The 18,772-nt window shown below is 60.4% G+C and carries 16 protein-coding genes; 12 read left to right on the plus strand and 4 right to left on the minus strand.

Annotation, left to right across the window (positions count from 1 at the left end; genetic code table 11):
* Positions 1-10: 10 nt before the first annotated feature.
* The 3 genes from AC1MHZ_RS16900 to AC1MHZ_RS16910 are packed head-to-tail and all read right to left on the minus strand — an operon-like array spanning position 11 to position 3,333.
* Positions 11-361: a RidA family protein gene (locus AC1MHZ_RS16900; RefSeq protein ID WP_482966660.1), complete on the minus strand. Its 351-nt coding sequence runs from the start codon at positions 359-361 to the stop codon at positions 11-13.
* 30 nt (positions 362-391) lie between these two features.
* Positions 392-1,819 (minus strand): NAD(P)/FAD-dependent oxidoreductase, encoded by a 1,428-nt coding sequence (locus AC1MHZ_RS16905; protein WP_482966661.1) that lies wholly within the window; start codon positions 1,817-1,819, stop codon positions 392-394.
* 14 nt (positions 1,820-1,833) lie between these two features.
* Positions 1,834-3,333 carry a CoA-acylating methylmalonate-semialdehyde dehydrogenase gene (locus AC1MHZ_RS16910; RefSeq protein WP_482966662.1) on the minus strand — a complete coding sequence of 500 codons (1,500 nt, stop codon included), beginning with the start codon at positions 3,331-3,333 and terminating at the stop codon, positions 1,834-1,836.
* A gap of 121 nt (positions 3,334-3,454) precedes the next feature.
* On the opposite strand from AC1MHZ_RS16910, the gene AC1MHZ_RS16915 reads away from it, so the two are divergent.
* A complete protein-coding gene (locus AC1MHZ_RS16915) occupies positions 3,455-4,378 on the plus strand; it encodes a LysR family transcriptional regulator (protein WP_482966733.1) in 924 nt (307 codons plus the stop codon).
* Between the two features lie 141 nt (positions 4,379-4,519).
* Here the strand turns inward: AC1MHZ_RS16915 and AC1MHZ_RS16920 are convergent, their stop codons facing one another.
* Positions 4,520-4,840 carry a hypothetical protein gene (locus AC1MHZ_RS16920; protein WP_482966663.1) on the minus strand — a complete coding sequence of 107 codons (321 nt, stop codon included), beginning with the start codon at positions 4,838-4,840 and terminating at the stop codon, positions 4,520-4,522.
* A 42-nt stretch (positions 4,841-4,882) separates the two neighbouring features.
* On the opposite strand from AC1MHZ_RS16920, the gene AC1MHZ_RS16925 reads away from it, so the two are divergent.
* The 11 genes from AC1MHZ_RS16925 (at position 4,883) to AC1MHZ_RS16975 (ending at position 18,748) form a co-directional block, all read left to right on the plus strand.
* Positions 4,883-6,646 (plus strand): sigma-54-dependent Fis family transcriptional regulator, encoded by a 1,764-nt coding sequence (locus AC1MHZ_RS16925; protein WP_482966664.1) that lies wholly within the window; start codon positions 4,883-4,885, stop codon positions 6,644-6,646.
* 149 nt (positions 6,647-6,795) lie between these two features.
* A complete protein-coding gene (locus AC1MHZ_RS16930; RefSeq protein WP_482966665.1) occupies positions 6,796-7,734 on the plus strand; it encodes a D-2-hydroxyacid dehydrogenase in 939 nt (312 codons plus the stop codon).
* A 38-nt stretch (positions 7,735-7,772) separates the two neighbouring features.
* Positions 7,773-8,459, plus strand: a complete 687-nt coding sequence (gene ribB, locus AC1MHZ_RS16935; RefSeq protein ID WP_482966666.1) for a 3,4-dihydroxy-2-butanone-4-phosphate synthase — start codon at positions 7,773-7,775, stop codon at positions 8,457-8,459.
* A gap of 42 nt (positions 8,460-8,501) precedes the next feature.
* Positions 8,502-8,876, plus strand: a complete 375-nt coding sequence (locus tag AC1MHZ_RS16940; RefSeq protein ID WP_482966667.1) for a glycine cleavage system protein H — start codon at positions 8,502-8,504, stop codon at positions 8,874-8,876.
* A gap of 8 nt (positions 8,877-8,884) precedes the next feature.
* Complete coding sequence (gene gcvP, locus AC1MHZ_RS16945) at positions 8,885-11,749, plus strand: aminomethyl-transferring glycine dehydrogenase (protein ID WP_482966668.1); 2,865 nt, start codon at positions 8,885-8,887, stop codon at positions 11,747-11,749.
* Positions 11,750-11,815: 66 nt separating this feature from the next.
* The gene (gene glyA, locus AC1MHZ_RS16950) at positions 11,816-13,069 is read left to right on the plus strand and encodes a serine hydroxymethyltransferase (RefSeq protein ID WP_482966669.1); all 1,254 of its coding nucleotides are present in this window, start codon (positions 11,816-11,818) and stop codon (positions 13,067-13,069) included.
* A 16-nt stretch (positions 13,070-13,085) separates the two neighbouring features.
* Positions 13,086-14,195: a glycine cleavage system aminomethyltransferase GcvT gene (gene gcvT / locus AC1MHZ_RS16955; RefSeq protein ID WP_482966670.1), complete on the plus strand. Its 1,110-nt coding sequence runs from the start codon at positions 13,086-13,088 to the stop codon at positions 14,193-14,195.
* 10 nt (positions 14,196-14,205) lie between these two features.
* The gene (gene lipA / locus AC1MHZ_RS16960; RefSeq protein ID WP_482966671.1) at positions 14,206-15,174 is read left to right on the plus strand and encodes a lipoyl synthase; all 969 of its coding nucleotides are present in this window, start codon (positions 14,206-14,208) and stop codon (positions 15,172-15,174) included.
* A 296-nt stretch (positions 15,175-15,470) separates the two neighbouring features.
* Positions 15,471-16,631: an ABC transporter substrate-binding protein gene (locus AC1MHZ_RS16965; RefSeq protein WP_482966672.1), complete on the plus strand. Its 1,161-nt coding sequence runs from the start codon at positions 15,471-15,473 to the stop codon at positions 16,629-16,631.
* A 132-nt stretch (positions 16,632-16,763) separates the two neighbouring features.
* Positions 16,764-18,113, plus strand: coding sequence for an MFS transporter (locus tag AC1MHZ_RS16970; protein WP_482966673.1), 1,350 nt, complete (start codon positions 16,764-16,766; stop codon positions 18,111-18,113).
* A gap of 152 nt (positions 18,114-18,265) precedes the next feature.
* A complete protein-coding gene (locus tag AC1MHZ_RS16975) occupies positions 18,266-18,748 on the plus strand; it encodes a lecithin retinol acyltransferase family protein (RefSeq protein ID WP_482966674.1) in 483 nt (160 codons plus the stop codon).
* Positions 18,749-18,772 lie beyond the last annotated feature (24 nt).

Here is an 18,772-nt window from a genome sequence, read left to right on the forward strand (position 1 = left end):
TGTTGGTCGGTCAGATCGCTGCCTGCAAGGCGATCTCAACAAGAATGTTTTCTGCCGCGAGGTTAGCCTCTACGGTGGCACGGGCAGGCAATGCCTCAGCGGGAATCCACTGCTCCCATACCGCATTCATTGCCGCAAAATCCTTCACCACATGCTTGAGCCACACCTGAGCGAAGAGGATCTTCGATTTGTCGGTACTGGCAATAGCCAGCAACTCATCGATACGGGCGAGAATCTGCTGCGTCTGCCCGGTAATGTCCTGGCTGCGGTCGACCGGTGTCTGTCCGGTGACATAGGCAATACCGTTATGCACCAATACATGGCTGAGGCGTTTTCCGTTGGGTTCGAAGCGCTGGATCATGTGGTTCTCTTTTTGGTTGATTGACAAGGGTTAACGCACACCAATGCGCAGGCCCAGTAAAGCCGGGAGTGCAGCAACGGTTTGTGCGGTGTACGAGGCACGCTGTTCGAGCTGCTCGGCCTCCTCGCAGGCAAGGATCGCCGCGCGGATGGCACAGGCACCTAGGTACTTGAAAGGTTCGGGCGGCAAACGAGGGACCCGGCGCTGGCAGAAGGGGGAGTGGTACCACTTGTCTTTCTGTTCCAGTACCAGCGAGGACAAGCACTGCCCGGCGATCCACCCAGCCTGTACGCCATGCCCAGAGAAACCTGCGGCGTAATGAATGCCTGGTTTGTAGGTCTTGAAGAACGGCACCCGGTCTGCGGAAACATCGATAGGCCAGCCCCAGCTTTGGGCGAAGCCTGCACGCGCCATGCCTGGCAGCAGCCGCTGCAGGCCGGCACGCGGGCGCTCCAGGCTTGCCGGGTCATGCCGCAGTTGCTCGGCGCCAGCGGCGCTGCCCCAGCCGATCGGCCCGGACCCGGAGCCCATCAGCACGCGGCCGTCACGGGTCCGGCGGAAGTAGTAAAGGAACATGCGCGCATCGTTCATGCCCATGGCCTTGCTCCAGCGCAACTGATGCAGGGCTTCCTCGCTAGGATTGGACATGCTTGCATAGCTGGAAAACAGGCTCATGCGGTTACCTACACCGGGCAGGCCGGCAAGCCCGACATTGGTAGCTAGCACCACCTGCCGGGCGCTGACCGCTCCGGTGCTGGCAATTACCCGGTGTGGCTTGCCCTCGTCGATGCGCGACACCGGCGAATGCTCATGGATCAACACTCCGGCCTCCAGCGCAGCGGCCTTCAGGGCAAGCACCAGACGCCCGGGGTGCACATTGCCGGCCTCGGGGAAGTAGATACCCGAACCGAACGCCGGGCTGGCCACCAGTTCACGCACCTGTGGGGCCGACAGTGGTTGCACATAGTTCTCCACCCCCAGCCCGGCGCAACCCTCGAGGAACTTGCGCAAGGCGTCTTCCTGCGCCGGGCAGGTGGCCACGCGCAGGTTGCCTTCCTCCTTCCACCACACGTCCCGTCCTGGCGCGGTGACAAAAGCCTTGAACGCTTGTTGCGCCTCACTGCCCAGACGTGCCAGTTCCAGTGCCGTATCCACGCCGAACGTACGAATGTTCGAGGGCAACGATTGCCAGTAGCCGTGGACAATACCGCCGTTGCGGCTGCTGGCGCCGTCGCCGACCCGCGAAGCCTCCAGCAGCCCGACCTTCAGATGCGGAGCACGGGCCTTGAGCAGGATGGCCGTCCACAGCCCGGCAAACCCGCCACCCACGATTGCCACGTCCAGCGCCACCTCGCCTTGCACAGGCTTTTGCGCAGCGCCGTGCGCCTGCTCGATGTCTTCGCGCCACCACGACCAGTCCGCGCGGCTCGCCCCGGGTACTGCCGTTTGCAGTTCCATGTTGTTGGCCCTCCTTAACGGGCGACCGGCATGGCAAATTCCGCACCCTTCTCGATGCTCTCCGGCCAGCGCTGCATGATCGACTTCTGTCTGGTATAGAAACGCACCCCCTCGTTGCCATAAGCGTGCATATCGCCAAACAGGCTCCTCTTCCAACCCCCGAACCCGTGCCAGGCCATGGGCACCGGCAACGGCACGTTGATGCCGACCATGCCGACCTCGATACGCCTGGCGAATTCGCGTGCGACATTGCCGTCGCGGGTGAAGCAACTGACACCATTGCCGAACTCGTGGCTGTTGATCAGATGGACGGCTTCGCCGAAGTCGGCTACCCGCACGCAGACCAGTACCGGCCCGAAAATTTCCTCGCGATAGATGGTCATTTCCGGAGTGACGTTGTCGAATAACGTAGCGCCAAGCCAATAGCCGTTTTCCAGGCCGGCTTCGGCAGGCGCGAAGTCGCGACCGTCCACCACCAGTGTGGCGCCAGCCTTGACACCCTGATCGATGTAACCGGTGATCCTTTGTAGCGCTGCGCGGCTGACAATCGGTCCCATTTCTGCCTTCAGGTCGCGCCCATCGGTAATGCGCAGCTCCCGTGCGCGCACGGCTAGCGCTGCGACTACCTGGTCTGCGACATCCCCTACCAGCACCGCCACCGAAATCGCCATGCAGCGTTCGCCCGCACTGCCATAGGCGGCGCCGATCAGGGCGTCGATGGTCTTGTCGACATCTGCGTCCGGCATCACCACCAGATGGTTCTTCGCCCCGCCAAGCCCCTGTACCCGTTTGCCATGGCGGGCACCGCTCTCGTAGATGGACTGGGCAATCGGGGTCGAGCCGACGAAGCTCACGGCCTTCACGTCCGGGTGCTCGATCAGTGCATCAACCGCTTCCTTGTCGCCCTGAACCACGTTGAACACACCAGCCGGCAGGCCCGCTTCCTCTAACAGATCGGCCATGAACAGCGAGGCGCTCGGATCGGTCGGGCTGGGCTTGAGCACGAAGGCGTTACCCGCCGCCAAGGCGATGGGGTACATCCACATCGGTACCATCACCGGGAAGTTGAACGGTGTGACACCCGCTACCACGCCCAGCGGCTGGCGCATCGTCCAGTTGTCCATGCCACGCGACACCTGGTCGGTGTAGTCACCTTTGAGCAGTTGCGGGATGCCGCAGGCGAACTCGAGGATGTCGATGCCGCGTTCCACTTCACCCAGCGCGTCGCTGAACACTTTTCCGTGCTCGGCAGTAATGATGCGGGCCAGGTCGTCCTTGCGCTCCTGCAACAACTGCAGGTAGCGCTGCAGCACCCGTGCACGGCGAATAGCTGGTGTTTCGCTCCAGCCGGCAAACGCAGCCTGGGCGGCGGCCACCGCTTCATCGACGGTTGAACGGCTGGCCAAGCCAACATGCCCGGTGATGTGGCCGGTGGCGGGATTGAACACTTCCTGATGGCGTTCGTCGCGGGAGATGCGGGCGTGATTGATGTAATGCGGGATCAGCGTGGTCATCGAGATGTTCCGTGCAGGGGCTGGGCAGGCAGCCAGCGACGGAATAAAGATAACCTTGGGTTTTGCGCCTAACGAGGCCATAGTTCAGAACTCATTGTCCGCACCTGAGAACAATCCCGATATGGAAAGCCATGAAGTCGAAAAACTCTGGGCGCACATCCACTGGCTGTCGGTGCTGGAGGAACAGGGCACCTATACCGCTGCAGCGGCGCGCCTGGGAGTGAGCAAGTCGGTAGTCAGTCAGCACTTGGCCGATCTAGAGAAAGCCACCGGTATCCAACTGGTCACACGTACCACCCGCAGTGTGCGCCTGACCGAGGCGGGGAAATCGCTGACCCGGGACGTGCGCAGCGCCTACGCACATATCGCGCGCAGTTTTTCCTCGGTGTGTGACGCGGCCGGCAGCGTGCAAGGACTGGTGCGATTGACCGCCCCAGTGGCATTCGCTAGGCAGCATCTGGTGCCGCATCTGGCCGGGTTCCTGGCACTGTATCCGCAGGTACGGGTGCATCTGGATGTCTCGGATGCACTGAGCACCATCGCCGCCGATGGTTATGACCTGGCGGTACGCCACAGCTTCCGCATACCGGAAACTCATGTGGCGTGGAAACTCTGCTCCACCGCCTCGGTGTTGGTGGCCACGCGCACTTACTTGGAGCGTGCGGGCAAACCGCAGGTGCCTGATGACCTGACCCGCCACAGCTGTCTGCATTACCCGCGCGGCAACGAGCATCCGGCCTGGACGTTCGAGCGCGGTACGCACCGCGTGACCGTGCCGATCACCGGAGGGTTTGCCACCAACAACAGTGAGGCATTGCGCGATGCTGCGCTGGATCATTTAGGCATTGCCCTACTGCCCGATTTCAGTGCCCATGCGGCGCTTGCCGAGGGCTCGCTGGTGCGAGTGCTAGGGGACTGGCAGTTGACGGGGGCGTTCGCTAGTGAGATCTATCTGGTGAGGCCGTATTCGCCACATGTGCCTCGGGCGGTGAATGTTCTGGTCAATTACCTGCGGGATAAACTGTTCCATGGCTTCGCGCTCTAGGCCGGGCTGGGGCGACGGGCTGCAGGCGCACACGTACGGAAAATGATTGATACTCTGGCGTGATTCACAGCAAACCTTGGCTATCGAGTTGCGCTGAACCAGGGAGGGAACAGAGCTAGTAACGTAGAGCAGGTGCTGGTGTCATTCTTGCATTACCGTTTGGCATGGCCGGCCTGGACATTGGGCCGGTAAACCCTGGTTGTTCAGCAGGTAAAAATAAAAATGATTAGCGTGCAGCAACACCTCGCTCGGATTCGCTCCGGCGCCGATAGCAATTCGCATGAGTTCGACCCCACACATGGCGAGGTCAGCCCGGTGTGGATTCGGGAACGCTGCAGTGATTCCTGGAAGCGTTGCCTGGAAGGCGGGCTGAGCCCCGACCAACAACTCCTGGTGCCCGTGGTCGAGGCTAGTGAAGTCCGCCGGTTGCAACTGGAGTTTGGTGAGCAGGCGTTCCAGCATGCGCTGAATACCCTCAACGGGTTGATGGATGTGCTCAGCGACGTGGGCTACCACGCCAGCCTAGCCAACGCTGAAGGGGTGATCATCGCCGAAAGCGTCAAACCCGCCCAGGCATTTTATTGCGAGAGCGATCGTATCGGTTCGATCTGGCGCGAAGAGGTGGGTGGTACCAACGGTATCGGTACCTGTATCGCCGAGCAGCGTCCGGTCGCGGTGTTTCGAGACGATCATTTCTACTACGACCTATCCTCGCAGGCCTGCGTCGCTGCGCCGTTCTACAATCCGGACGGCCAATTGCAAGGGGTGCTCAATCTGACTACCTGCAACCCCAACGTCGATCTCAATGCTCATCACATTGCCTACAAGCTGGCAACCCAAAGCTCCAACAAGCTGGAGCAACGGTTGTTCCGCATGCGTTTTGAAGACTGTTACGTCATCCAGGTTTGCGGCATCGGCGCCTTGGCGGCGTGGATCGCTGTAGAGGGGGGCGGGTTGATCATCGGCGCCACCCATGGCGCCCGTCGGCTGCTGGGCCTAGACGAGCGCCAGCTGGGCCGGCGCCGCTTGTGGGAGGTCATCGATTGCCCCCAGTCGGCCATTTCGCTGGAGATATTCCGTACCGCGACCAGCGCCCAACTTCTGCACTCGGCACAGCACCTGGATTTGTTGTTGGTCGCCGACCCGGTGCAGCAAAGCCGCAGTGTCGAAGTGGAACGGCCCAAGGCGCGCCCCCGGGTGGCCCGGGAAGTGGCTGGCTCGCTGGCGCGGTGCGCTGGGCAGGATTCGCGAATGCAGGACAACGTACGGCTGATTCGCAAGGTGATGAACAAGAATCTGCCTTTGCTGCTGCTGGGTGAAACCGGTGCTGGTAAGGACACCCTGGCCAAAGCCATTCACCAGGAAAGTGACCGCAGCATGGCGCCGTTCGTGGCGTTCAACTGCGCGGCGGTACCCGAGTCATTGATCGACAGCGAGCTTTTCGGCTACAGCAAGGGTGCCTTCACGGGGGCTAACAAGGACGGCAGCCAAGGTCGCTTCATGGAGGCAGATGGCGGTACGTTGTTCCTCGACGAAATCGGGGACATGCCATTAGCCCTGCAAACCCGCCTGCTACGGGTATTGGAAAGCGGCGAAGTCTCACCGTTGGGAGGTGGCAAGGCTGTGAAGGTGGACGTGCAGATCATCGCAGCGACCAATCAGCGCCTGCACGAGAAGGTTGCAGAGGGGGCTTTTCGAGAAGACCTGTTCTTCCGCCTATCCGGGATGATCATCGATCTGCCACCGCTACGCGAGCGCGAAGACAAGGCACAACTGATCGAGATGGTGCTGCAAGGAGTATGTGGCGACGAACCGGTGCCGGTGCTCAAGCCATCGGCGTGGAAAAAGCTGCTTGAGTATTCCTGGCCAGGTAATGTTCGCGAGCTGCGTCATGTACTACATCGCGCGGCATTGTTCGCCGAGGGCGCAGAGGTGCGCGCGACGGACATCGTGTTGCCGTTCGAAAACCGTATCCGGCCCCTTGCCGAGCGATTTACGCCGCCCCCGACTTCAGCCCCAGCGGTCGCGCCCAGTGATTATCCCCAGACCGATGCGGCCGAACGCGCTGCAGCGTTGGATGATGCCGCCGATCTGGTGGTACATGTCACCGGTGTGAATGCGCGTACTACCTTGGATCAGGTGGAAGCTAAGGCTATCAGCCAAGCGCTGGTAGCAAGTGCAGGCAATGTCGAACTGGCCTGCAAGGCGCTGGGCATGAGCAAGGCGACGCTGTACCGGAAGATCAAGCGCTACGGCCTGCGCCTATAGAGAATCTGCAGTTGCAAAAATGAGCCTGCTGTCTCAATCCTGAAAGACAGCAGGTTTTTTTGTATTAACTTAATGATTTGGTTGATGTTTTCATGTGTGGCACGGCGCTTGCTCTAGTGATTTGGAGTTCACTAACGGAGTAGAGCGCAATGTCCACTGCACCGCTGCCCAGGGTACTGCTGACTGATCCAGACAGCACTGAATTGCGTGCCCTGATCCGTCAAGAGGATGCGGATTTGCCGCTGCATTCTCTGGATGAGACCGCTGCACACCCGGGTTGCGATGTTTGGTTGGGCGCGCCTGATAGTGTCATCCAACTGTTCAGGCAGGGTTTACGACCGCGTTGGGTACAACTGACCTGGGCGGGGGTGACCCCAATGCTTGACCCCTCCCTGCCGCGCGGCTACCAGCTCACCCGTGCCAGCGGCGTGTTTGGCGCATCGATGCTGGAGTACGTTCTGCATCACATGTTGGGCCATGCCTGGCAGCGCGCCGAATACCCGTTCGCCCAGAGCCGCTTCAGTTGGCAGCCGACCAGCACCGGGCGTTTAACGGGCAAGCGGGTGTTGATCACAGGCTTGGGCAGCATCGGAGCGCACATAGCAGCCGGGCTGGCCGCGCTGGGCATGCGCGTTTCAGGTATTCAGCGCAATCCACGCCCGGTGGCAAATGTTCAGGAAGTCGGCAGTCTGGATGCTTTGTTGCCCATGGCGGCACAGGCCGATTACGTGATCAACGTGCTGCCTGACACTGCGCAGACCCGCGATCTGTTCGACAGCCGTTTCTTCAATGCACTGCCGGCAAGGGCCTTGTTCATCAATATCGGCCGTGGCAATGCAGTAGTGGACCAGGCATTGGTTCGCGCCCTTGAGCAAGGGCACCTGGCGGGTGCCGTGCTGGACGTGTTCCGCAAAGAACCGTTGCCGCCTTCGCACCAGTTCTGGATCACCCCCAATCTGGTACTCACACCCCACATCGCCGGCCCCACTGATGCTGCGGCGATGATCGACTTCTTTCTGTGCAACCTGCGCAAGTATCAGTCTGGCCTGCCCCTCGATGGACAGGTCGAGTTTGAGCGCGGCTATTGAGGCCCGAGCGGCCGATGCAACTTTCGGAGATAACCATAATGATCAGCCCGATCCTCTCTCGCCACCGCAACGTCAAGGCCGCCGTTGACGCTTATCGCCGCGGCAAACCCGTGATTCTGCTCGACGACGATGATCGCGAGAACGAGGCCGATCTGGTGGTCGCGGCCCAGAACATGTCGGTGCAGACCATGGCCATGATGATCCGTGATGGCAGCGGCATCGTCTGCCTATGCCTAGACGAGGCCACGGTTGACATGCTGCGCCTCAAGCCGATGGTCCCGCACAACGAGTCGCGTTATGCCACCGGCTTCACCGTAAGCATCGAGGCAGCGGAAAACATCACCACGGGGGTGTCTGCCCAAGACCGCCTGACTACCGTGCAAGCGGCACTGTCTTCGACTGCCTTGCGCCGACGCATCGTCAGTCCTGGGCATATGTTCCCGCTGCGCGCAAGGCGTGGCGGGGTACTGGAGCGCCGCGGGCACACTGAGGGCAGTGTGGAGATCGCAGTGTTGGCCGGCATGCGCCCGGCGGCGGTGCTGTGTGAACTGATGAACCCCGACGGCACCATGATGCGTGGCGCGGCGATCGATGCCTACGCAGCCCAATACAATTTGCCGATCCTGACAATTGCCGAACTGGTGGCATGCCGCCTGGAAATGGATATGGGCACAAGGATCGAACAGCCCGAACTACCTGCTCTGCGTGCTGCGCTGAGCCTCTGAAACCCAGTACCTCACCAAAAAAAATCCAACAGGAAGAACCTCATGAGCGTGCGTTTTACTCCCGATCACGAATGGCTGCGTCTTGAAGAAAACGGCGAGCTGACCGTCGGTATTACCGATTATGCACAATCGGCCTTGGGCGACGTGGTGTTTGTCCAGCTGCCTGACCTCAAGACTTACGCAACAGGCCAGGAGGTCGTGGTACTGGAGTCGGTCAAGGCCGCCAGTAACATCACCATGCCGCTGGCCGGGCACGTGGTTGCAGTAAACGACGCGGTGGCCCAGGAGCCGGAACTGGTGAATGCCTCACCGCTCGATCAAGGCTGGTTCTTCCGCTTCGTGCCAACCGATGGCAATGGCCTGGCCGGGCTCATGGACGAACTGGGTTATCAGGACTATCTGCGTCAGCAGGAGTGACAGACCCCATGAGCAAACGCATACAACTCGACACCCGCAACGAGTTCATTGACCGCCACATCGGGCCGGATGATCAGGCCATTGCGGCGATGCTGGAGGTGGTCGGCTACGACAACCTGGATGCTCTCATCGCCAGCGTGGTGCCTGGGACGATCAGTGGCACCAGTGTGCTACCGCTGAGCACAGGACAAGGGGAGGCTGAGGCACTGGCCGACCTCAAGCAGATCGCCAACCGCAACCGGCTGTTCAGCCAGCACATCGGCCAGGGCTACTATCCTTGTATCACCCCGGCCCCGATCCTGCGCAACCTGCTGGAAAACCCCGCTTGGTACACCGCCTACACGCCTTATCAGCCGGAAATCTCACAAGGGCGCCTGGAAGCGCTATTGAATTTCCAGACGCTGGTCAGTGACCTGACCGGTATGGACATCGCCAATGCTTCGTTGCTTGACGAGGCGACTGCCTGTGCCGAGGCAATGACCTTCTGCAAGCGCCTGGCGCGCAACAAGGCGCCGGCGTTCTTCGTGTCTTCTCACTGCCATCCGCAGACCATCGATGTGCTGCGCACACGCGCTGCTCCGCTAGCCATCGAGGTAGTGGTAGGGGACGAGTTCGAATTGGCGGCCGAAGACGTTGGCGCCTATTTCGGCGTGCTGCTGCAGTACCCGGCCAGCACCGGTGCCATTCATGATTACGCCGCCCTGGCAGCCCATGTGCATGACGCCGGTGCGCTGCTTGCAGTGGCCTCGGACCTGCTGGCCCTGACCCTGTTGACGCCGCCCGGAGAGTTTGGTGCCGATGTGGTGATCGGCAGTGCTCAGCGCTTTGGTGTGCCATTGGGCTATGGCGGCCCGCATGCGGCGTTCTTCGCCACCCGGGACAGCTTCAAGCGCGACATGCCCGGACGCTTGGTGGGGATCTCGGTCGACCGCCACGGGGCACCGGCGCTGCGCCTGGCCATGCAAACCCGCGAGCAGCATATCCGGCGCGAGAAGGCCACCAGCAACATCTGTACAGCCCAGGTACTGCTGGCCAACATCGCCAGCATGTATGCCGTGTATCACGGGCCTGAAGGGCTGAAAAGCATCGCCCGGCGCACCCACCGGCTGACCACCATCCTGGCCAAGGGCCTTGAGTACTTGGGCCAGCAGGTGGAGCAGTATTACTACTTCGACACCATCAGCGTGTTCGCGTCCCTGCCTGCCAGCGAGTTGCACCAGCGTGCCGCCCAATCGGGCATCAACCTGCGGGTGATCGATCACCAGCGCGTGGGCATTTCGCTGGACGAAACCTGCACCCCGGACTCGGTCGTGCAGTTGTGGATGCTGTTCGCCAGCCAGCCCCATCATGTGCCGGTGTTTGATGACGTGGCGGATGTTGCGGTGGCGCGTCTGCCTGAGCAGTTGCAGCGCAAGTCGGCGATTCTGGCGCACACGGTGTTCAACCGCTACCACAGCGAAACTGAGCTGATGCGTTACCTGCGCCGCCTGGCGGACAAGGACCTTGCGCTGGACCGCACGATGATCCCGCTGGGCTCTTGCACCATGAAGCTCAACGCCGTCAGCGAGATGATCCCGGTGACCTGGCCGGAATTCGCCAACCTGCACCCGTTTGCGCCGGCAGGCCAAGCGTTGGGGTATCAGGCGATGATCGACGAGTTGGAGGTCATGCTCTGCCAAGCCACTGGATACGACGCCGTGTCGCTGCAGCCCAATGCCGGTTCTCAAGGTGAATACGCCGGGCTGCTGGCCATCCGTGCCTACCACCAGTCACGCGGTGAGGGGGGGCGCGACGTGTGCCTTATTCCGTCGTCCGCCCACGGCACCAACCCCGCCACAGCGCAGATGGCAGGGATGCGCGTGGTCGTTGTCGCCTGTGACAGCCGTGGCAACGTCGATGTCGATGACTTGCAGGGCAAGGCATTGCAGCACAGCGACAAGCTGGCTGCGTTGATGATTACCTACCCTTCGACCCACGGGGTGTTCGAAAGCCGGATCGGCGAGATTTGCGACATTGTTCATGCCTCGGGCGGACAGGTTTACATCGACGGCGCGAACATGAATGCCATGGTCGGCCTGTGCGCGCCAGGGCAGTTCGGTGGCGACGTGTCGCACTTGAACCTGCACAAGACGTTCTGCATTCCGCATGGCGGCGGTGGTCCAGGAGTGGGCCCGATCGGGGTCAAGGCGCATCTCGCACCGTTCCTGCCCGGCCACGCTCAGCTCCAGCATAAGCAGGGGGCTGTGTGTGCTGCGCCCTATGGCAGTGCCAGCATTCTCCCGATCACCTGGATGTACATCCGCATGATGGGCGGGACCGGGCTGCGCGAGGCGTCGAGAGTAGCCATCCTCAATGCCAACTACATCGCCAGGCGCCTGGAGGAGCATTACCCGGTGCTCTACACCGGTGAAAACGGCCTGGTGGCCCACGAGTGCATCCTCGACCTGCGCCCGCTCAAGGACAGCAGCGGCATTGGTGTGGAAGACGTCGCCAAACGCTTGATCGACTTCGGCTTCCATGCGCCAACCATGTCGTTCCCGGTGGCCGGGACGCTGATGGTGGAGCCGACAGAGAGCGAGTCGCGTGAAGAACTCGACCGCTTCTGCGACGCCATGATTGCCATTCGCCAGGAGATTCATGCCGTCGAAAGCGGGGCATTGCACCGCGACGACAACCCGCTGCGCAATGCCCCGCACACCGCCCATGAACTGACCGGTGAATGGAATCACAGCTACAGCCGCGAGCAGGCAGTGTTCCCTGCCGGACACAGCAACGACAAGTATTGGCCACCGGTCGGTCGCGTCGACAACGTATACGGAGATCGCAATCTCGCGTGCGCTTGCCCGTCGATTGTGAGTTATCAGGACGTCTGAATTGGCTTTCGCAGGCCGCAACGGACCAGCCCGTTGCGGTCTGCCCATTGAACCAGGAAAACTCCCATGTTCCACAAAAGCCTGACCCTTACCGATTTTGATCCCGCCTTGGCTGCTGCAATCGACAGTGAGACCCGTCGCCAGGAAGACCATATCGAACTGATCGCATCTGAAAACTATACCAGCCCGCAGGTCATGGCAGCGCAAGGTACGGCGCTGACCAACAAGTATGCTGAAGGCTACCCGGCGAAGCGTTACTACGGTGGCTGCGAGCACGTCGATGTTGTTGAACAACTGGCGATCGATCGCGCCTGTGCGCTGTTCGGCGCCGATTATGCCAACGTTCAGCCACATTCGGGCTCGTCGGCCAACGCAGCGGTGTACCTGGCCCTGCTCAACGTCGGCGACACCATCCTGGGTATGAGCCTGGCTCACGGCGGCCACCTTACCCATGGGGCAAAGGTCAGTTCTTCCGGCAAGCTGTACAACGCCGTGCAGTATGGAATCGATGGCCAAGGGCTGATCGATTACGACGAAGTCGAGCGCCTGGCGCTGGAGCACCGGCCAAAGATGATCGTCGCGGGTTTTTCGGCCTACTCGCAGGTGCTCGACTTTGCCCGTTTCCGCCAGATTGCCGATCAGGTGGGCGCGTACCTGTTCGTTGACATGGCCCATGTGGCCGGCTTGGTAGCGGCGGGGCTGTATCCCAACCCGGTTGCTCTGGCGGACGTAGTTACGACTACTACTCACAAGACACTGCGTGGTCCACGCGGCGGACTGATCCTCGCCCGCAGCAACCCAGAGATTGAAAAGAAACTGGCTTCGGCCGTGTTCCCCGGCGCCCAGGGCGGCCCGCTAATGCATGTAATCGCGGCCAAGGCGGTGTGCTTCAGGGAAGCACTGGCACCGGCATTCAAGGCCTATCAACAGCAGGTGCTGGACAACGCGGTCGTCATGGCCGACGTGTTCAAGGCGCGTGGCTACGAGGTGATCTCGGATGGTACGCGCAACCATCTGTTCCTGGTAAGCCTGATTCGCCAGGGGATCACCGGCAAGGACGCAGATGCGGCGCTCGGCCGGGCGCGCATCACGGTCAACAAGAACGCGGTGCCCAACGATCCGCAGTCGCCCTTTGTCACCTCCGGCATCCGTATCGGCACGCCGGCGATCACCACCCGTGGCCTGGGTGTTACCGAGAGCCAGGCGCTTGCCGGCTGGATCTGCGACATCCTCGACCACCTCGGCGACGCCGATGTAGAAGCACATGTAGCTAGCCAAGTGGCAAAGCTGTGCGCTGCATTTCCGGTCTACGGGCTTTGAAATGGAGGAGAACGTGATGACGCTCAAACAAACCCCATTGCATGACTTGCACCTTTCACTAGGCGCAAAAATGGTGCCCTTTGCCGGCTACCAGATGCCGGTCCAATACCCGCTGGGAGTGCTCAAGGAACACCTGCATACCCGTGCTCTGGCAGGCCTCTTCGATGTCAGTCACATGGGCCAGATCCGTCTGGTCGGTGCGTCGGCGGCAAAGGCTCTGGAGTCCTTGGTGCCGGTGGACATCGTCGATCTTCCGGCAGGCATGCAGCGCTATGCGATGTTCACCAACGATCAAGGCGGCATTCTTGACGATCTGATGGTGGCCAATGCCGGTGACCATCTGTTACTGGTGGTCAATGCCGGCTGCAAGGAGCAGGATCTCGCTCACCTGCAGCAATTGCAGGGGCAATGCGAAGTACTGTCACTGTTCGAAAGCCATGCCTTGCTGGCCCTGCAGGGGCCGTTTGCAGCTCGGGTACTAGCGCGGCTGGCGCCGAGCGTCGCGCAAATGACTTTCATGCAGTTTGCGGCCGTTGAAATCTGCGGCATTGCCTGCCACGTCAGCCGTTCGGGCTATACCGGTGAAGACGGCTACGAGATCTCCGTGCCGGCGGAGCATGCCGACGCCCTTGCGCGCTTGCTGCTCGACCAGCCGGAGGTCGAACCAATCGGCTTGGGCGCACGTGACTCGCTGCGCCTGGAAGCCGGCCTGTGCTTGTATGGGCATGATATGAACTGCACGGTGACGCCAATCGAGGCCAGCCTGGGTTGGGCAATTTCCAAAGCGCGGCGTGAAGGTGGCGTGCGGGCAGGGGGGTTCCCAGGTGCTCAGCATATATTTGCCCAGCAACGCGAAGGGGTGTACCGCAAGCGTGTTGGCCTGCTGCCACTCGACCGAATTCCGGTACGTGAAGGGGTGGAGCTGTTCAGAGAAGATGGCGAGCTGATCGGTCGGGTTACCAGCGGGGGCTTCGGTCCGAGTCTGGAAGGGCCGCTGGCGATGGGCTATGTCGCTGCTCCGTATGCCGGGCTTGATAGCGTGATTTATGCGCAGGTGCGCGGCAAGGCGATTCCCGTGCGCGTGAGCAAAACCCCCTTCGTGCAACAGCGTTACTTCCGAGGCTGACGAGGCTGCGATGACCAGACCTACCGTAGCCCCCGAACCTGGGCAGTCAATGAGGGCCGGAGTAAAAATGCGCGGCGCCGACAAGGTGGCGCGCATTCCGGTGAAGATCCTGCCGACGGAGCACATACCGCGCAAACCGGACTGGATCCGAGTCGAGATAGCCGCCTCACCGGAAGTGGCGCGGATCAAGGCACTGCTCAGAAAGCACAAACTGCACAGTGTCTGCGAAGAAGCCGCATGCCCCAACCTCGGCGAATGCTTCACCGGCGGCACCGCAACTTTCATGATCATGGGTGACATCTGTACACGAAGGTGCCCATTTTGTGATGTCGGCCATGGTCGACCAAAGCCGCTAGATCTTGAGGAGCCGCGCAACCTGGCAATTGCCATCCAAGAGTTGAGGCTCAAATACGTAGTTATTACCTCGGTGGATCGGGACGACCTGCGCGATGGTGGCTCGATTCATTTTGCCACCTGCATACGTGAGATCCGTAGCCGCTGCCCTGATGTGCGCATTGAAACACTGGTGCCGGACTATCGTGGGCGCAGGGAAGTTGCGCTGGGGGTGACCGCCGACACGCCGCCCGATGTGTTTAATCACAACCTGGAAACCGTACCACGGCTTTACCGTGCAGTGCGGCCGGGGGCGGATTTTGAATGGTCGCTCGACTTGCTGGCCGGATTCAAAGCGCGCGTGCCGCATGTTCCGACCAAATCCGGGCTTATGCTCGGGCTGGGGGAAACGGACGAGGAGGTGATCGAGGTGATGGTGCGCATGCGGGATCATCAGGTCGACATGCTGACGTTGGGCCAGTACCTGCAACCTAGTCGGAACCATTTGCCCGTGCAGCGCTATGTTCACCCTGACCAGTTTGCACGCCTCGCGGAAATAGGCCGGCAGATGGGCTTCGCCAACGTGGCCGCAGGGCCGCTGGTGCGTTCGTCCTACCATGCCGATCAGCAGGTGCGCACAGCTTGACTGACGGGGCCTGTTGCAGGCCCCGCTTGGGGATGATGAGGGGGATTTATTTCGGCGTGTCTCAGCAATGAAAAGTAGCTATCTCATTGCTGAGACTTAATGCCATTGATAGCTCTTGGCAAACTTTAAGTGACCATAATTCAATAAGTTACAAGATGATTTGATTTTGGCACCGCTCTTGCTGAGTGAGTTTTGGCGCTCGAACCACCCTCTAGAGGTGCGCCGACGCCATAGCGTGACGAACAGCTTCAATCCTGCCCAATTCAACAACAATTCTTCAGGATAGGAATGCGCCAATGTCAGCAGATAACACAGGCCCGACGCGCCTCCCCGATGCGTCTTTGCTCAACCCCCATCTGAGTCGGCGCATGCTGATGCTGGGCGCTGCGGCGGTTGCCGCGGGCGCAACGCTCGGGCGCTGGATTCCGAATGCCCAGGCTGCCGTTGGCGGGCAACTGGATATCATGACGTGGGAGGGCTACACGCTGCAGAACGAAGCCGCGCAATGGATCAAACAGAACAACCTGCGCGTCAACGCCAGCATCATGGGCAGCCAGGATGACGTTACCGCCAAGCTCATGGGCGGCGGCGTGCGGCTTGACCTGTCGGAGTACTCCAACGGCTACAACGAGCTGTACAAAGGCCTGGGTCTGCTCAAGCCGATCGATGTAGCGCAGGTACCCAACTACAACCCCACAGACATCATCACCCGCTTCTACGACGGTGACATGTGGTTCTGGGACGGTCAGCGTTTCGGTATCCCCTGGACTTGGGGCGTGGACACCATCGTTGTCAACCCACAGGAGGTCAAGGAGCCGGTCACCAGCTTCAAGGACCTGCTACGCCCTGAGTTCAAGGGTCGTCTGACCTTCCTCGACAACCCGCTCACAGTATGGCCTTTGGCCGCCAAGGTGACCGGGTATGGCGACAAGTTCCCGAATGTCTCGCGCCAGGAGCTGGCCGAGATCTGGGATCAAATGATCCCCTACCGCGAACAGTGCCGCACGTTCGCCTCCAGCAACGGTGACGTGGCTTCCCTGTTCGTAGCCAAGGAGATTTCCGCGTGCTTCTGCACCTGGACTGCGGCCACCCTGCAGACGGCTAAACAAGGCGTGAAGACAGAGTACGTGTTCCCCAAAGAGGGTGGTGCGGTGTGGGCTGATGCCTGGTTCATCCCGGCGACCTCGGTGAATACCGAGTCGGCGCTGGCGTTCATCAACCAGGCTCTGGACCCACGGGTGCAGGCGGAGATGAGCAAGGCGGTCAGCTCTGCCGTGGTTAATCGCAAGGCCGTGCAATACATGGATGCCAGTACTCGTTCGCTGTTCGATTACGACCGTGTCGACCAGGTGTTGCAGCAATCGCCGCTCAAGGGGCAGCCGCCTCGCGAGTCGGAGATGTATGCCACCTATGACGACTGGTTGCAGGCTTGGGCATCGTTCCGCGCAGGCTTTTGACACTGCTGCCGGGTCGTCAGGCCTGGCAGTTTCATTCCGCAGCCAGCTGGCAGCGGTATCTCCGGCAGAATGGCACCGCAGGGCTTCAGCGGAACGCGTATTTTGCAGCTGTGCGTATTAGTGAGAATAAAAATGACCGACAAGACGTACGACCCGGTGCACTCACCAAAAAACATTTCGCGGGCGTTTCTGGTCTGCTGGGTTGCGCTTTTTGCAGCTGGCTTTGCCATGATGCTCAAGCTTTCGTTCGCCGGGACGCTGAAAGCAGCGTTCTTCGACACCACTTCGCCGCTGAATTCAGCAGCGTTGATTGGGGGGATTCTGGGCATTACCTATCTCGGCTTCACCGTCTGCAATACATTGTTGCCCCCCTTCATTGACGCCCTGAAAATAAAACGGGTGCTGTTTGCCGGCCTGGTCATCTTCAATGTCGGCTTCATCATCATGATCGTGGCTGAGCCGGGTACAACTGAAGCCTATGACACGCTCTGGCTGGGTGCTTTGCTGCATGGCGTAGGCTGGGGCTGCATCGAGTCGGTGGTCAACCCGGTAGTACCGTCACTCTACCCGGATGACAAGGCAGGCAAGCTAAACCGGCTGCATACAAGTTGGCCACTGGGCTGGATGTTGGCTGGCCTCTTGGCGATCAGCTTCGAGTCCGCAAGTTTCGACTGGCGCTATATGTTTGCCTTGTCGTTGCTGCCGGCTTGCTTTGCTTTGGTCATGCTGTTCTTTGTGCAGTTTCCACCGACCGAGCGAGTGGCCAATGGCGTGAGCTTCCTAGGCATGTGCAAGGAACTGTTCGTCAAACCGGGTATTTTTGTGCTGATCGGTATCATGTTCTTTGCGCTGGCTTGCGAGACTGTGCCGCAGAACTGGCTCGACATAGTGGTTGGCCAGATCTCCGGTATAAAGGGCACTTGGTTGCTGATTTACGTTGCTGTCGCCTACCTGTTTGCGCGCGGCCTTGCGGAGTTCGCGCTCAAACATGTGCATGCCGTGACTATCCTGTTGTTTGCTTGCCTGGCGATCTTTGTTTCGGTTCTCGGGTTGGCCATGACTTCCCATCCAGTGGTTACCATGGCGGCCACCGCACTATTGGGCGCGGGCGCAGCATTGTTGTGGCCGAACATGCTGGCAATCGTTTCGGAGCGCTACCCGAATACAGGCTCGCTTGGGATCGGCCTGATGTGCGCTGCGGGGATGGCCTCCGGGTACGTCGTGGTGCCTTGGATGGGCGAGCTGTATGACGGCTTCAAGGTTGCAGCGGCAGGTGGCAGCGAGGCATTCCAGGCGCTGGCTACCGAGTCGCCCGAATGGTTGGCTGCTAATGTGTATGCGGCTGCCCGTTCGTTCGAGCTGTTTTCCATACTACCGCTGGCGCTGGCGGGGTATTTTTTGATTGATTACATGCTCAAGGTGCGTGAAACACGGCAGCCGAAAAAAAACGAACTCCGCAGCAAGTACCACTACGCTAAATAAGCTGTTGCATCACCAGAAACCCGGGACGCTTCCCGGGTTTCTGCATTTCAAGGTTCTTTTCTTGGGGGCTGTAAGATTGGCGTGATGCCTGCATGAACCCTTCTGAAATCTCACCCTACAGTCTGGAAAGCCCGGTAGGCAGGAGGTCTGGCATGCGCAGCGCCCACACACGTCTCAATACTTCAAATTTAGCTGCATCCGTTGAAGGAGCGACGTGGCCGCCGGGAACGCACTTGGTCTCCGACCGCGCTGGGTTTCTGCATCATGGCATCTATGCGGGTAACGGTCTGGTTATTCATTACGCGGGACTTTGCGAAACCTTCCAATACGGCCCGGTGGAGGAGGTACCCCTCAGTCGCTTCGCGGCGTGTCACGCTGTCTGGAGCCTTGAACAGCCTGACTCCGACTATCGCGGGCAACAAGTGCTTTGTAGAGCGCGAGCTAGACTAGGTGAGTGTCGCTACAAGTTGCTCACCAACAATTGTGAGCACTTTTGCAACTGGTGTCTTCATGGCCACGCCCGGAGCGATCAGGTTCGGCGGTTCTGGACCAGTCCCTTCTATGCAATGAGGCTGATCCGGCACTTTATTCCGATGCTGCTGGGCTGGCGGACATCGCCTGTTTCTCACCCTTGATTCCACGCTGTGTAGCACATCTGA

This window comes from Pseudomonas sp. FA-1 (assembly GCF_056856075.1).